Here is a 15,287-nt window from a genome sequence, read left to right as displayed (position 1 = left end):
GAACGCGAGTGAGGCCCCCACCGGTCGGTGGGGGCCTCACCCATGAAGACGAGCGGAACGGGTCAGCTCTTGGAGCACTCGGCGCAGGTACCGAAGACCTCGACGGTGTGGGTCACCCCGGTGAAACCGTGTTGGGCGCCGATCTCGGCGGTCCAGCGTTCCACGGTGGGACCCTCGATCTCCACCGCGGTGGAGCACACCCGGCAGACCAGGTGATGGTGGTGGTCCTCGGTGTCGCACGCGCGATAGACGGCTTCGCCCTCGTCGGTGCGGAGCACGTCCACGTCGCCCGAGTCGCTCAGCGCCTGGAGGGCGCGGTAGACGGTGGTCAGGCCGATCTTGGATCCGTCGGCCCGCAGGTCCGCGTAAAGGTCCTGCGCACTACGGAAACCGGAGGAGGCCGTCAGTGCCTGATGCACGGCCTCACGTCGTGTACTCATGGTGTCACCTTCCCCCGATCGGTCTGGAGCATCGTATCCGTGGGGTCTCCCGATGGCGGCGCCACCCCATGGCCCTTGGTGGCCCGGCGCAGAACCCCACCGGCGACCACGGCCACGCAGTACACCGCGAGGGCGAGGAGGACGATGGTGGCTCCGGGAGCCAGGTCCGAATAGAACGCGGTGGTCAGTCCGCCCACCGAGGACAACAGGCCGATGAGCACGGCCAAGCCCATGGTCACACGGAAACTGCGGCTGAGCTGCTGCGCCGCGGCGACGGGGACGATCATCAGGGCGCTCACCATCAGCACGCCCACCACCCGCATCGCGATCACCACGGTCAACGCCGCGGTCACCGCCAACAGGATGCTGAGGAAGCGCACCGGTAGCCCGTGGGCCCGTGCCACCTCCTCGTCCTGGCAGAGCACGAACAGCTCCCGGCCGAAGATCGCCAGGATCGCCAGCACGCCCACGGCCAGCACGCCCACGACCCAGATGTCCTCCTCCGCGACGGTGCTCACCGAACCGAACAGGAAGGAGGTCAGGGTGGCGTTGCTCGCCCCCGGGGTCAACCCGATGAGCAGCACGCCACCGGCGATACCGCCGTAGAACAACAGCGCCAGCGCCACGTCACCGCTGGTGCGGGTGCGGACCCGGACCAACTCCATGAGGACGGCGCCCAGGGTCGCCACCACCGCGGCGGTCACCACCGGGGAGGTGCTGGTCATCAGACCCAGCGCCACGCCGGTCAGCGCGACGTGGCCGATGCCGTCGCCCAGCAGGGCCAGACGTCGCTGGACGAGGAAGGTGCCGATCACCGGGGTGACCAGACCCACCAGTACGGCGGCGATCAGTGCCCGCCGCATGAACTCGTATTGCAGCAGTTCAGTCACGGTGGGGCACCTCTAGTCGGACGATCTCCGCGTTCACGTCGGTGGACGCCACGCGGGGGTCGGGGTCGTTGGGATCGGGGTGGGGGTGCTGGTGTTCGTGACCGGGACGCGCGCACTCACCGGTGGCCTCGGGCGGAGCGCCGTCGTGTATCGGCCGGCCGTGCTCCAGGACCACGGCGCGTTCGATGACGTTCTCCAGCGGCCCCAACTCGTGCAGGACCAGGACCACGGTGCTGCCCTGTTCGCGCAGGCGTGCGATGGCGCGGGCCAGTGCCCGTTGGTTCTCGGCGTCCACCCCGGCCATGGGCTCGTCCATGACGAAGGTGTCGGGGCGTCCGGCCAGCGCGCGGGCGATGAGCACCCGCTGCTGCTGGCCGCCGGAGAGCTCGCGTACGGCGTCGCCGGCCCGGTCGCTCAGGTCGACGGCGGCCAGGGCGTCCTCGACGGCGGCGCGGTCGGCCTTGGTGGATAGCGACAATCTGCGGCGTCGGGCGACCTGACCCGAGGCGACGATCTCGTGGACGGTGGCGGGTACGGCGCCACCGGCGGTGAGTCGCTGGGGCACGTAGCCGATGCGCTTCCAATCGCGGAAGCGGCGTAGCGGCGTGCCGTGGATCCGAATCTCACCGGAGGTGAGGGGGACGATGCCGAGCATCGCGCGCATCAGGGTCGACTTGCCCGAACCGTTGGGTCCCAGGACGGCCATGGTCTGACCCGCAGGGATCCGAAGGTCGACGCCGTTGAGGACGGGAACGCCGTCGTAGGCGGCGTGCGCGTCGATGGCCTGGAAGGCGGGCGGGGTCTCGGGGGCGTTCGTCCTCGCCCCGCTGAACTGGTCAGACACTCACACATTATGGCGAAAACGAAAATGGTTGTCAAAACTTGATGTTCGGTTCGCCGCGGGTCAATAGCCCAGGACGCGGGCCACCGCCAACACCGACACCACCAGGATCATCAGTACCCGGGGCGTCCGTCGGCGTCGGTCCAGGGTCGGCCAGGTCAGGTACGCCAACCATGAGAAGAACACCACCACCAGGGCCAGGCAGAGCGCTCCCGGAACACCCGGCGCCATCAGGCCCGCGATGAACAGGGCGCCCAACGCCACCGGCGCCGACCAGCGAGGACGTTGGTGCAACCACACCAGTGGAACCGCGCTGCGCCGCTCCACCTCGCGGCGCAGTCGGCCCGCGCCCGGAGTGAACAGGGAATCCCCCTCGGGAAGTGGGCGCTCGTCTTCGTGCTCGGGAGAGGCCATCGTCGCCCGTTTCCCCTTCATCCGTGTCCATCGGGACGTCCCGTCCCGCTTGCCTGGTAGATTCACATGCGTGTCCGCCGCAGGTGGCGGGCGTGCGCGGGTAGGCGATCCGTGCCAGTCTGCCGAGACCTCTGGGTCACACCATGCCGGTGAAGCCCATGTCAGTGAAGCAGGAACCGGCCGCCGCCGCGAGGTGTGCGGCACCACTCGAAGGCCGAAGACCGTCGAGTGGAGATCCCCTCCAGGGAGGAAGCCGACCTCGTGGGTCAGACCCTGTCGCAGGGCACCGCGGCGTGGGAGTGGGCGTCGTCGCCCTCTCCTCGCAGCCCCTCTCCCCCCGGTTTCCGCTGTCCGGGGCTCGGTGCACGAAGGGTCAAGTACCTTCTACATGCAGTTAGTGACCGTCTGATCAGCGCGGACCGTCCGCACTACGGTGCCCGCACGTCGCACCGCGACGAACCCTCCGGAGGGTGTCAACTTCCGTGCCCGAACCCACAGTCATCGTGACGTTCGACGTCACCGAGCCTCATCTGCAGAACTGCCTCGACTCACTGGCCCGTCAACGAGACGAGGTCCAGACCGGGGACGCGTCGCCCGCCGACGTCGGCGCCGACGTCGGGACCGACATCGAGGTCGTCCTCGTGCCGGTCCGTAACGGCGGCGGCGACACCGTCGACGAAGCCACCGATCCGGAGGTCCCCGAGGGGCGGACCACCGAACCGGATACCAACGAAGACAATGGAGACAACGGGGACAGCGTGGACGAGGAGCCCGAAGCCGGCTCCGAGGGTCCCGGTCCCGAGGAGGACGAGCAGGGCGACGAGGCCGTCGCCTCCGCGCGCGAGGACGGGCTGGCGACGGCTCGCGTCTTCGCGCGGACCCCGCCCGCCGGCCTGCGAGTTCGGCTCCTGGACGGGGAACCGGCGCCGCACCACCCCGAGGCCCGCGCACGCGGCGCGGCCGAGGCCGGTGGTAGCCACCTGCTCTTCCTCACCGGCTCCGACGCCCTGACCGGTTACGCGGTCGCCCACCTGCTCCACAGCGCCACCGACACGCGCTCGGACCTGGTCATCGGCAACGTGTACCGGTTCAACGAGTTGGGTGCCTCGCCCTCCAAAGCGCACAAGAGGCTCTGCGGCCGTCTCCGCCTGGCCGAGGACCCCCGAAACATCGGCGGCCTCGTCTCCGACGCCACCCTGGGCAATCGGCTCTGGCGCAAGGAGTTCTGGCTCTCGCGCACCTCGCCCGAGGTCGACCCGCAGGACGACGACCTCGCCGTCCGGAGACTCTCACTGAGCGCCGACGCCGTCGACGTCCTGCCCGCCCCGGTGCTGCTCAAGCGCGAACGCACCGACACCCGGCTGCCGTTGGAACAGGCAGTCCTGAACCGGCGGCTGACCGCGATGCGCCGGATCGCCGAGGACCTGGGGGCGACCGACCGCGAACTGTGGGACCGCACCCTCCTCCAAGGTGAGATCCACAACCTCCTCTTGCGCCTGGACGACGCGGACGAGCAGGTGCGCGAGACGGTCATGGACCTGGTCAACGCCTACCTGGACCACGTCTCCCCGTCCCTGCTGCGCGGTCTGTCGGTCCTGAACCGACTCCTGTACCACCTGGTGCGCAAGCGCCGCTCCCAGGACGTGCTGGAGGTCGCCACCTTCGCCAAGAGCGTCGAGATCAAGAAGGCGCCCGCCGTCCGTCAGGGGTTGGGCTACTACATCCGCTACCCCTTCTTCGAGACCGACGACCAGACCAAGTCCGTGCCCCGGGAGATCTACCGGCTCGAGGACGAGATCAAGGTCCGGCAGAAGACCGAGGCCCTCCACTGGGAGGACGGGCGCCTGCACATCAAGGGGCGCGTCGGCATCCGTCACCTGCGCGCCCACAAACGGTGGCACCAGCACATCGTCGCCTTCGCGGTCAACACCGCCACCAAGCGACGCATCCGCGTACCCGTCCAGGTCCGCTTGGCCGCCGAGTACCGACTGCCAGACCTGCCCGACGCGGCCCGCCACGACTATGGGGGCTTCACCGCCATCGTGGACCCGCGCCGACTGCGCTCCTCGCGCACCTGGGAACCCGGCGACTGGAAGATCGAACTGGTCGTGTTCAACCGCGGCCTGACCCGGCGCAAGTTCCTCTCCAACCCCGTCTCCGGTCAACCCGAGCGCCCCGGCTACCACAGCGTCGGCGGCGACATGTGGATCCGTCCGCACTGGAGCCGGGAACGCCACCTGCTCATCAGCGTCGAACCCGCCCGTGCCCGCGTGGTCGAACACCACTTCGACAAGCGGGACGCCGAACTCCACATCGAGGGCGAACTACTGGCCCCGCCCGCGGCGGAGGCCACCGGTCTGCGCCTGATCCGTCGCCCCGGCACCGCCCGCCTGACCTACCCGGTCCGGATCGAGGGCGGCCGGTTCAGCGCCCGCGTGCGCGCCGACGAGCTCTTCGCCAGGAGCCTGAGCGAGTGCGGCGGTGTGATCCGCCAGGAGGAGTGGGACGCCGAACTCGTGACGGAGGAGGGGGCCCGGGTGCCCCTGATCCTGCCGGACGAGGTGCCCGGACGCCCCTACAACTCCGACGGGGCCCAGCAGGAACTCGTGGTGCTGCGCAGCGCCACCGGCCACCTGAAGCTGCGCGCCGGTCGTGCCCGTCCCGTAGTGGACAGCGCGGAGTGGCGGGAGCGCACCCTGGTGCTGGGCGGCGACTTCCCCGCCGGGGTGGACCTGCGCATCGTCGCCAAGGCCCGTGGCCGCGACGAGGAGCACGAGCTCGAAAGCGAACGCGACGGGGGCCGCTTCACCACCCGCTTCGATCCCTCCCGTATCCGCACCCTGTCCGGCGAGATCTCCCTGCCGGCCGGCTCCTACCAGCTGTGGGGGCGTATCGGGGAGGAGGGCGCCGACGAGGGCTCGGAGGCCACCGTCGACGTGGGCGTGGAGTTCGCCGACGCCATCATCGGTGAGCTGCCGTCGCAGACCGAGAGCCCCGAGCGCACCTACACGCTCACCTACCAGAACCGCGGCATCCCGGTGATCCAGGTCGGTAGCGACCTGCGCCCGGTGGAGCGGGGCACCTTCGCCCAGCGGCGCCTGCGCGAGGTCTTCTACCCGGCCCAGCGCGAACTCTCGGTGACCGATGGCGTCCTGTTCGACACCTACACCGGTCGTCAGTACTCCGACAGTCCGCAGAGCATCTACGCGGAGCTGCGTGAGCGCCAAGGCTGGGCCGACTACCCGATGTCGTGGCTGGTCGCCGATGGGCAGGTGCGCCTGCCCGACGACCTCACCCCGGTCCGGCACAGGGGCGAGGAGTTCTATCGGGAGCTGGCCCGCAGCCGCTATCTGGTGACCAACTCCCGCCAGCCCGCCTGGTTCCACCGCCACCCCGACCAGTTGGTCGTGCAGACCTGGCACGGGTCGATGCTCAAGCGCATCGGCTTCGACGTGGAGAACATTCGGGGCAAGTCGCGCGACTACTTCGACAAGCTGGCCTGGGAGACACAGCAGTGGGACTACCTGGTCTCGCCCAGCCCTTGGGCGACACCGATCCTGCGCAGCGCCTTTCGCTTCGACGGCGAGATCCTGGAGACCGGATACCCGCGCAACGACATCTTCTTCTCCGCGGACAAGGAGCGCATCGCCGAACGCACCCGGCGCGTCCTGGGCCTGCCCGAGGGCAAGAAGGTCGTGCTGTACGCGCCGACCTGGCGTGACGACAAGTACTACACGCGGGGCAAGCACAAGCTCGACCTGCACCTGGACCTGCGCCGGATGTACGAGAAGCTCGGCGACGACCACGTGCTGCTGGTGCGCCGCCATCCCCGTGTGGTCGACAGCGTGCCGATCGTCGGTGAGGACTTCGTCTACGACGTGTCCCTGTACCCGGAGATCATGGAGCTGTTCCTGATCACCGACGTGCTCGTCACCGACTACTCGTCGATGATGTTCGACTTCGCCAACACCGGTCGTCCCATGCTCTTCTTCACCTACGACCTGGAGGGCTACCGGGACAACCTGCGCGGCTTCTACTTCGACTTCGAGGAGACCGCGCCGGGCCCGTTGCTGACCGAGTCCGACGACGTCATCGAGGCCCTGCTCGACATCGACGAGGTCGCGGCGCGCGGCAGCGCCAAGTACCGCTCGTTCGTCGAACGGTTCTGCCCGCTGGACGACGGTCGGGCCTCCGCCAGGGTCGTGGACAGGGTGTTCGGTGTTTGATTCGGGCCTCCGCTAGCGCTTTGGTCCGTATTCGGTGCTTTTGCGGAGGGACTCTTCATCCTCGTCGGCGCCTGACGAGCGACCCCCGGGGGCCGAGACCGAGCGCAGAGGGTGGGCGGGCCGTTCCGGGACTCCCGGGACGGCCCGGCCCGTCCACTGGGCCACAATGGGATCGTGATCGTCATCACCCGTTACTCCGTGCCCGAGGCCGACACCGAGGCCTTCCGAACCGACGCCGACGCCGCCGTGGCGGTACTCGCCGAACGCCCCGGATTCCGGTGGCACCGCATCGGCCGTGCCGCCGACGATCCCACCCTGTGGACCGTCGTGACCGAGTGGGACGGAGCCGGCTTCTACCGTCGCGCCCTGTCCTCCTACGAGGTCAAGGTCACCGCCGTGCCGCTGCTGTCCCGAGCCATCGACGAGCCCAGCGCCTTCGAGATCCTCCACGCAGTGGAGACCCCTTGACCTGATACGCGGCGGGTCGGCCGGCTCCGGTCCTGGGAAAGGAGTGCCCGAGAGTCCTTTGGGTGCTCTAGCCTGGGGTGACGCGGTCGCCCGGTGCGCCACATCCGTGGCTCCGCGCGTGATCCGCGTTCCCAACACACGACGATGTATCGCGAACAGCGATCCACCGACCGCCAGCCGGATGGAGAGTCACCCATGGCCGCCAAGTCAGAGGCAATGGACGCACTGGTCAACCTCGCCAAGCGCCGAGGTCTGGTCTACCCCTCCAGTGAGATCTACGGAGGTCTGCGCGCCGCCTGGGACTACGGCCCCTTGGGCGTGGAGCTGAAGAACAACGTCAAGCGCCAGTGGTGGCGTTCGATGGTGCAGGAACGTGACGACATCGTCGGCCTGGACTCCAGTGTGATCCTGGCCCGCGAGGTCTGGGAGGCCTCCGGTCACGTCCGTGAGTTCGCCGACCCGCTCACCGAGTGCCAGGCCTGCCACAAGCGCCACCGCGCGGACCACCTGATCGAGGCCTACGAGGAGAAGCACGGCCACGAGCCCGCCGAGGGCCTGGCCGAGATCGCCTGCCCCAACTGTGGCGCCAAGGCCTCCTTCACCGAGCCGCGCATGTTCAACGGTCTGCTCCGCACGTTCCTGGGCCCGGTCCAGGACGACAAGGGCCTCGCCTACCTGCGTCCGGAGACGGCGCAGGGCATTTTCATCAACTACAAGAACGTCGAGCAGAGCGCCCGCCGCAAGGTCCCCTTCGGCATCGGCCAGATCGGCAAGTCGTTCCGCAACGAGATCACCCCGGGCAACTTCATCTTCCGGACCCGCGAGTTCGAGCAGATGGAGATGGAGTTCTTCTGCAAGCCCGGCAGTGACGAGGAGTGGCACGAGTACTGGATCGAGCAGCGCCACCAGTGGTACCTGGACCTGGGCATCGCCAAGGACAACCTGCGCCTGTACGAGCACCCGCAGGAGAAGCTGTCGCACTACTCCAAGCGGACCGTCGACCTGGAGTACCGCTTCAACTTCCAGGGCAGCGAGTGGGGTGAGTTGGAGGGCGTGGCCAACCGCACCGACTACGACCTCAAGACGCACTCCGAGGCCTCGGGCGTGGACCTGTCCTACTTCGACCAGGAGAGCAACGAGCGTTACTTCCCCTACGTCATCGAGCCCGCGGCCGGTGTCGACCGGGCGGTGCTGACGTTCATGTTGGACTCCTTCAACATGGACGAGGCCCCCAACGCCAAGGGCAAGCTGGAAAAGCGCGCCGTCATGCGTTTGGACCCGCGTCTGTCGCCGGTCAAGGCCGCGGTCCTGCCGCTGTCGCGCAACTCCGACCTGTCGCCCAAGGCCCGTGAGCTCGCCGCCGCGCTGCGCAAGCGCTGGAACGTGGAGTTCGACGACGCCGGTGCGATCGGTCGTCGTTACCGTCGCCAGGACGAGATCGGCACCCCGTTCTGCGTCACGGTGGACTTCGACACCCTCGAGGACAACGCGGTGACCGTGCGCGACCGCGACACCATGTCGCAGGAGCGCGTGTCGCTGGACAACGTCGAGATGTACCTGGTGGAGCGCCTGCCCGGTTGCTGATCGGTACATCGCTGTCTCGGGCCCCGTGCTCCGCGTTCGTGGAGCACGGGGCCCTTCTCGTCGGAGGGATCGGGGACGTTCGTCCCTGCCCGTCCCACCCGAAATGCCCTGGTGCGATGGGAGCCGATCTGTACCTGTCGGCCCGACGGTTGTAACGTGACGCGGACACACGACCGGTGCGGACCGGCGTCGGAACGGGGGGCACATGGGACGGGTCACCACACGCCAGAGGATTCTGCGGATCAGGGACGGCGTGGTGAGCGAGCGGGCGGACACCCTGGTGGCCGAGGAGCCGCTGGAGGTACGGATCGACGGTTCCCCGCTCACGGTCACCATGCGCACCCCCGGCAACGACTTCGATCTGGCCGCGGGGTTCCTGGTGGGGGAGGGCGTGGTCCACCACACCGAGGACGTACGGGTCATCCGCTACTGCGCGGGCGCCACCGAGGACGGTTCCAACACCTTCAACGTGCTCGACGTGTCCCTGGCCCCGCACGTCCCGGCGCCGGACACCTCACTGGAGCGCAACTTCTACACCACCTCCTCCTGTGGCCTGTGCGGCAAGGCGAGCCTGGACGCGGTGCGTACCCAGGCCACGTGGTCGGTGACCGAGGACGAGGCGGGGGTCGGGTCGTCGACGCTGACGCGACTGCCGGATCGGTTGCGCGAGGCCCAGCGGGTGTTCGACCGTACGGGTGGCCTGCACGCGGCCGGGCTGTTCACCACCGAGGGAGAGCTGTTGGTGGTGCGTGAGGACGTGGGCCGGCACAACGCCGTCGACAAGGTGGTGGGGTGGGCCCTGCGAGAAGGACGTCTGCCGCTGCGGGAGAGCGTGCTGATGGTGTCCGGGCGAGCCTCGTTCGAGCTGGTCCAGAAGGCCTGGATGGCGGGGATCCCGACACTGGCGGCGGTCTCGGCGCCGTCCTCGCTCGCTGTGGACCTGGCGACCGAGGCGGGGATGACGCTGGTGGGGTTCCTGCGCGGGGAGTCGATGAACGTCTACGCGGGCCGGGAGAGGGTGCTGATCGAGGCGGCCTCCCCGGTGGCCTGACGGTCCCGAGGAACACGTTCCCGAGGAATGCAGAGACGACCGGACCCGGGGGGATTGGTTTCCGGTCGCCTCCTGGAACCCGGGGCCGCACACGACCGCGGGAACCGGTAACAAGGTAGCGGTAGGGCGCGGGGGTTCCGGGCTGTTCGGGGCCCGTTGTCCTTCTGCGTAAGCGAATCGTGACGAGTCGGCCGGAAGTGGTCATCGCCGGCCGTCGGGCGGATCAGCCCGACGTGTACACGACGAAGGACACCGCGATGTAGTGGCACACGAACGCCGCGATGGTCAGCGAGTGGAAGATCTCGTGGAAGCCGAACCAACGGGGCGCGGGGTCGGGCCGCTTGAGCCCGTAGACCACGGCGCCGACGCTGTAGAGCACGCCGCCGACCAGGATGAGGATCCACGTGGCCGGGTGCGTGCCGTTGACCAGGTCGGGGATGAACAGCACCGCCACCCAACCGATGGCCAGGTACAGGGCGGTGGAGAGCCAGCGCGGGGCGTTGAGCCACAGGAGCTTGAACGTCACCCCGGCGATCGCCCCGCCCCAGACCAGGGCGAGCATGGCCACGCGCAGGGTGCCGTCCAGGACCAGCGCGATGAACGGCGTGTAGGTGCCGGCGATGATCAGGTAGATGTTGGAGTGGTCCATCCGCCGCAGTACACGTTGGGCGGGCGGTGACCAGCGGCCCACGTGGTACACGGCCGAGGTACTGAAGAGCAGGACCGAGCTGAGCGCGTAGATCGCGGCGGCGAGCATCGCGGGCAGGGTGGGGGAGAGCGCCACCAGGACCACGCCGGCGGCGAGCGCGAGCGGGGCGGTGCCCAGGTGCAGCCAACCGCGCAGTTTGGGTTTGACGGCCTCCAACAGGTCACCGGCGGCCGTCGCGGCCCGTTCGGGCACGGAGGCGTTCGCCTCGGTGTCCACCCGCCCTTGCCTCTTGGTCACGTCGCGCACCCTTCTGCCCGGTCCGGGCCCGCCCCTTGACGGGTCCGAGTGAAGCCTAACTTACGGAAGCGTAGGTTACTTGAAGGTAGAGCTGTGTCGCCCCGCACAGTATGGGCCTGGAGTGGCGGCCGGGGCGGGGAAGTGGTTCCGGGGCCGATGGTGGAACCGACATGGTCGGGTCCTGCCGTGATCGCACGGCCTTGACCAGTGGGTTCGTCTTGTCGATGCGCGCCGATCCCGAGGAGGTCGAGGTGGGCGCACTTGTCAATCAATAGACCATTGGTGTAGACCTCTTTAGAGGCTTTGACCTGCGAATATGTCATGAAGTGGTGGTGTCTGGAGGGTCGCTTTTGCCGGATGTGGATAGAGTCGCGCCCAGATTCAGGGGCCGGCCCGGAACGCCGGGTCGCCGAGAGACCGAGGGAGCACCCCCGTGACCAAGTACGTCTACAAATTCACCGAGGGCGACAAGGACATGAAGGATCTTCTCGGGGGCAAGGGAGCCAACCTCGCCGAGATGACCAACATCGGTCTCCCCGTTCCCCCCGGCTTCACCATCACCACCGAGGCGTGCCGCCACTACCTCGACAGCGGCACCATGCCCGCCGGACTGGACGAGGAGATCGAGGCCGACCTCGTCGAGCTGGAGAAGACGATGGGCCGTGAACTCGGCAGCCCCGACGACCCGCTCCTGGTGAGCGTACGTTCGGGCGCGCGCTTCTCCATGCCCGGCATGATGGAGACCGTCCTCAACATCGGCCTCAACGACGAGTCCGTCGTCGGACTGGCCATCCAGGGTGGCGACGAGCGTTTCGCCTGGGACTCCTACCGCCGTCTGATCCAGATGTTCGGCAAGACCGTCCTGGACATCGATGGCGAACTCTTCGAGGCCGCCATCGACGAACTCAAGGCCGAGAAGGGCGTCACCGACGACCTCGACCTGGACGCCGCCGACTTCCGCAGGCTCGTCGAACGGTTCAAGGAGATCGTCGCCGACCAGACCGGGAAGCCCTTCCCTACCGACCCGCGCGAGCAGATGACCCTGGCCGTCAAGGCCGTCTTCGAGTCCTGGAACGCTCCCCGCGCCGTCCTCTACCGCCGCCAGGAACGCATCCCCGCCGACCTCGGTACCGCCGTCAACGTCTGCTCCATGGTCTTCGGCAACCTCGGCATGGACTCGGGCACCGGAGTGGCCTTCACCCGCGATCCCGCCACCGGGCGATCCGGAGTGTACGGCGACTACCTGCGCAACGCCCAGGGCGAGGACGTGGTGGCGGGCATCCGCAACACCGTGCCCCTCACCGACCTGGAGGACATCGACGCCCACAGCTACGAAGAGCTCATGGGCATCATGGACAAGCTCGAGAACCACTACCGCGACCTGTGCGACATCGAGTTCACCATCGAGCGCGGCAAGCTGTGGATGCTCCAGACCCGAGTGGGCAAGCGCACCGCCGCCGCGGCCTTCCGCATCGCCGACCAGCTCGTCGACCAAGGCATGATCACACTCGAGGAGGCCGTCCAGCGGGTCACCGGCGACCAGCTCGCCCAGCTGATGTTCCCCCGCTTCGACGAGAAGGTCGCCGTGGGTGACGACTTCCACCTCCTGGGCCGTGGCATGAACGCCTCTCCCGGCGCGGCCGTCGGCAAGGCCGTCTTCGATTCCTACACCGCCGTCAAGTGGTCGCGCAGCGGCGAGAAGGTCATCCTGTGCCGCCGTGAGACCAACCCCGACGACCTCGAAGGCATGATCGCCGCCGAGGGCATCCTCACCAGCCGAGGCGGCAAGACCTCGCACGCCGCCGTCGTGGCCCGAGGCATGGGCAAGACCTGTGTCTGCGGCGCCGAGGAGATCGACATCGACACCAAGAACCGGCGCATGACCGCGCCCGGCGGCGAGGTGGTCGAGGAGGGCGACGTCATCTCCATCGACGGCGCCAGCGGTCGGGTCCACCTCGGTGAGGTGCCCGTCGTGGACTCCCCGGTGGTCCGCTACTTCGAGGGCGAGATCGACCCCGCCTCCGACCAGGCCGACGACCTCGTGCGTTCGGTCGACCGGATGATGCACTACGTCGACGCCGCTCGCCGCATGTACGTGCGCGCCAACGCCGACACCCCCGAGGACGCCGCCCGCGCCCGCCGCATGGGGGCACAGGGCATCGGCCTGTGCCGCACCGAGCACATGTTCCTCGGCGACCGTCGCCAGTCGGTGGAACGCCTCATCCTCGCCGACACCCCGCAGGAGCAGCAGGAGTCCCTGGAAGCCCTGCTGCCCCTGCAACGCCAGGACTTCAACGGGATCCTCGGAGCCATGGACGGCCTGCCCGTCACCGTGCGCCTGCTCGACCCACCGCTGCACGAGTTCCTGCCCGACATCACCGAGCTGTCGGTGCGCGTGGCCGTGGCCGAGGCCCGCGGCGAGAGCCACGAGAACGACCTGCGCGTCCTACAGGCCGTGCACAAGCTGCACGAGCAGAACCCGATGCTGGGCCTGCGCGGTGTGCGCCTGGGCCTGGTCGTGCCCGGCCTGTTCACCATGCAGGTGCGCGCCATCGCCCAGGCCGCCGTCGACCGGATCCGTGAGGGCGGGCGGCCCCGGCCGGAGATCATGATCCCGCTGGTGGGCACCGTCCAGGAACTGGAGATCATCCGCGACGACGCCCTACGGGTGCTGCGCGAGGTCGGCGAGGAGAACGGGATGGAACTCGACTTCCCCGTCGGCACCATGATCGAGCTGCCACGGGCGGCGCTCACCGCGGGTCAGATCGCGGAGAACGCCGCGTTCTTCTCCTTCGGTACCAACGACCTCACGCAGACCGTGTGGGGGTTCTCCCGCGACGACGTCGAGGCGTCGTTCTTCTCCGCCTACCTGGAGAAGGGCGTGTTCGGGGTCTCTCCGTTCGAGTCCCTGGACGTGGACGGGGTGGGTCGGCTCATCCGCATCGCCGTCGAGGAGGGGCGAGTCGCCCGACCGGGCATCAAGTTGGGTGTGTGCGGTGAGCACGGCGGCGACCCCGCATCGGTGCACTTCTTCCACGAGGTCGGGCTCGACTACGTGTCCTGCTCGCCGTTCCGGGTCCCCGTGGCCCGCCTGGAGGCCGGTCGCGCCGCCGGGCGGGCCCACTGACGTGCTCCGGGTCACCGCCCGTGGTGACGCCTGTTCAGAGGCGTTCCCACGGGCCGTTTCGTGACTACACTCGGTGTGCGGGGCCGCCTCGCGCGAACCGGTGCCGTGACCTTGTCGTGATGTATTCTGGCGGCCGCGACGGTCTCCCCGCCGACGCTTCCGGCACTCCCACACCCTCCTCACCACGTTCACGTGGGGTTCGCGAACCAGCGGAGGGCGCGGGACGTCCCAATCGGGGACAGATGGCCCGGTGACGATTGTGTGGAGGTGAGCCGGTGCGAATGGTCGGCGACGATCGCGGCGACGAGGCGTGGGACGGTTCCACGGGCGGCTCGACCGACGACGAGGCCACCCAGGTCTTCTCCCGCGGTGATCTCGCCTCCTCCGGTGAGGCCACCAGAGCCTTCACCCGTGCCCAGGACACCGAGCCCACCCAGGAGTTCGGTCGGGCCGAGCCGCCGTCCGGCGGGGACTCGGCGGACGAACCGGACAAGTTCACCCGCAAATTCGTGCGGGAACGGCCCAGGTCCCGGCCCCGGACCCGTTCCCGTGAGGAGCGCCCGCCGGACCCGCCTCCCGATCCCTACGACGACGAACCTTACGACGACGGGCCCTACGGCGGCGGGCCCTTGGACGAGGACCCCGAGCCCAGGCCCCGACCCCGACGACGCAAGCGTCGCCGTTTCCGGCTGGGCCGGATCATCACGCTGGTCCTGCTCGTCGCCCTGGCGATCCCACCCGCGACCTGGGGTTGGGTCTGGTACACGGCGCGACAGGACGACCGCGAGGCCTCCGACGCGATCATCGTGCTCGGCGCCAGCCAGTACAACGGAGTGCCCTCGCCCGTCTTCGAGGCACGACTGCGCCAGGCCCAGGCCCTCTACCTGGACGGGGTCGCCCCCGTCATCGTCACGGTCGGAGGCAAACAGCCCGACGACAACTTCACCGAGGCCACCGCCGGACGGAACTGGCTGCTGGACGTCGGAGTCCCCGCCGACCACGTCGTCGCGGTCGAGGAAGGAAGGGACACCCTCCAGAGCTTCCAAGCGGTCTCGGAGGTGTACGAGGCCAACGAGTGGGAGACCGCCATCCTCGTCTCCGACCCCTGGCACAGCCTGCGCTCCAAGGTGATGGCCTCCGACTTCGGAATCGAGGCGGGAACCTCGCCCGCACGTTCGGGGCCCGCCGTCATCGAACGCCGCACCCAACTCTGGTACATCACCAGGGAGACCGCTTCCCTTTGGTACTACTGGATCTTCAATGACAGCAGCGAATTCCGCGTCAACGCCGCCTGACCTCG

11 protein-coding genes are annotated in these 15,287 nt (G+C 68.7%); 6 read left to right on the top strand and 5 right to left on the bottom strand.

The features are described 5' to 3' along the window. Window positions 1-62 precede the first annotated feature (62 nt). From NLI01S_RS06890 to NLI01S_RS06875, 4 genes are read right to left on the bottom strand one after another with little or no spacing between them, the layout of a single operon-like run. Window positions 63-440 (bottom strand): Fur family transcriptional regulator, encoded by a 378-nt coding sequence (locus NLI01S_RS06890; protein ID WP_067600965.1) that lies wholly within the window; start codon window positions 438-440, stop codon window positions 63-65. Then, on the bottom strand, window positions 437-1,330 hold the full coding sequence (locus NLI01S_RS06885; protein WP_067600962.1) for a metal ABC transporter permease: 894 nt from the start codon (window positions 1,328-1,330) through the stop codon (window positions 437-439). Before NLI01S_RS06885 ends, NLI01S_RS06890 begins: the two co-directional genes overlap by 4 nt. Next, on the bottom strand, window positions 1,323-2,174 hold the full coding sequence (locus NLI01S_RS06880) for a metal ABC transporter ATP-binding protein (protein ID WP_067600959.1): 852 nt from the start codon (window positions 2,172-2,174) through the stop codon (window positions 1,323-1,325). The genes NLI01S_RS06885 and NLI01S_RS06880 overlap by 8 nt, the downstream gene beginning before the upstream one ends. A gap of 60 nt (window positions 2,175-2,234) precedes the next feature. After that, window positions 2,235-2,585: a DUF6703 family protein gene (locus NLI01S_RS06875; RefSeq protein WP_067601056.1), complete on the bottom strand. Its 351-nt coding sequence runs from the start codon at window positions 2,583-2,585 to the stop codon at window positions 2,235-2,237. Window positions 2,586-3,067: 482 nt separating this feature from the next. Here NLI01S_RS06875 and NLI01S_RS06870 point away from each other — a divergent pair, with 482 nt between their 5' ends. The 4 genes from NLI01S_RS06870 to fdhD all read left to right on the top strand — a co-directional run bounded on the left by NLI01S_RS06870 (window position 3,068) and on the right by fdhD (window position 9,914). Continuing rightward, window positions 3,068-6,811, top strand: a complete 3,744-nt coding sequence (locus tag NLI01S_RS06870; protein WP_067600956.1) for a CDP-glycerol glycerophosphotransferase family protein — start codon at window positions 3,068-3,070, stop codon at window positions 6,809-6,811. Window positions 6,812-6,985: 174 nt separating this feature from the next. Beyond that, window positions 6,986-7,279: an antibiotic biosynthesis monooxygenase gene (locus NLI01S_RS06865; RefSeq protein ID WP_067601053.1), complete on the top strand. Its 294-nt coding sequence runs from the start codon at window positions 6,986-6,988 to the stop codon at window positions 7,277-7,279. 195 nt (window positions 7,280-7,474) lie between these two features. Further along, window positions 7,475-8,863: a glycine--tRNA ligase gene (locus NLI01S_RS06860; RefSeq protein ID WP_190318379.1), complete on the top strand. Its 1,389-nt coding sequence runs from the start codon at window positions 7,475-7,477 to the stop codon at window positions 8,861-8,863. Between the two features lie 205 nt (window positions 8,864-9,068). Continuing rightward, complete coding sequence (gene fdhD, locus NLI01S_RS06855) at window positions 9,069-9,914, top strand: formate dehydrogenase accessory sulfurtransferase FdhD (protein WP_067600950.1); 846 nt, start codon at window positions 9,069-9,071, stop codon at window positions 9,912-9,914. A gap of 223 nt (window positions 9,915-10,137) precedes the next feature. On the opposite strand, the gene trhA is transcribed toward fdhD, so the two are convergent. Further along, window positions 10,138-10,860 carry a PAQR family membrane homeostasis protein TrhA gene (trhA, locus tag NLI01S_RS06850; protein WP_223809141.1) on the bottom strand — a complete coding sequence of 241 codons (723 nt, stop codon included), beginning with the start codon at window positions 10,858-10,860 and terminating at the stop codon, window positions 10,138-10,140. A gap of 433 nt (window positions 10,861-11,293) precedes the next feature. Between trhA and ppdK the strand changes: the two genes are divergently transcribed. Together ppdK and NLI01S_RS06840 are read left to right on the top strand one after the other, a co-directional pair. Beyond that, complete coding sequence (gene ppdK, locus NLI01S_RS06845; protein WP_067600944.1) at window positions 11,294-13,987, top strand: pyruvate, phosphate dikinase; 2,694 nt, start codon at window positions 11,294-11,296, stop codon at window positions 13,985-13,987. Window positions 13,988-14,262: 275 nt separating this feature from the next. After that, complete coding sequence (locus NLI01S_RS06840; protein ID WP_067600941.1) at window positions 14,263-15,282, top strand: YdcF family protein; 1,020 nt, start codon at window positions 14,263-14,265, stop codon at window positions 15,280-15,282. Window positions 15,283-15,287 lie beyond the last annotated feature (5 nt).

This window comes from Nocardiopsis listeri NBRC 13360 (genome assembly GCF_001570765.1).
GTDB classification, from domain to species: Bacteria; Actinomycetota; Actinomycetes; order Streptosporangiales; family Streptosporangiaceae; genus Nocardiopsis; species Nocardiopsis listeri.
This window is presented reverse-complemented; position numbering and strand designations above follow the sequence as displayed.

What these genes read in the sequence shown, in the direction of transcription:
- NLI01S_RS06875 (WP_067601056.1), bottom strand. Translation starts at nt 2,585, where the DNA reads ATGGCCTCTCCCGAGCACGAAGACGAGCGCCCACTTCCCGAGGGGGAT.
- fdhD (WP_067600950.1), top strand. Translation starts at nt 9,069, where the DNA reads ATGGGACGGGTCACCACACGCCAGAGGATTCTGCGGATCAGGGACGGC.
- NLI01S_RS06860 (WP_190318379.1), top strand. Translation starts at nt 7,475, where the DNA reads ATGGCCGCCAAGTCAGAGGCAATGGACGCACTGGTCAACCTCGCCAAG.
- NLI01S_RS06890 (WP_067600965.1), bottom strand. Translation starts at nt 440, where the DNA reads ATGAGTACACGACGTGAGGCCGTGCATCAGGCACTGACGGCCTCCTCC.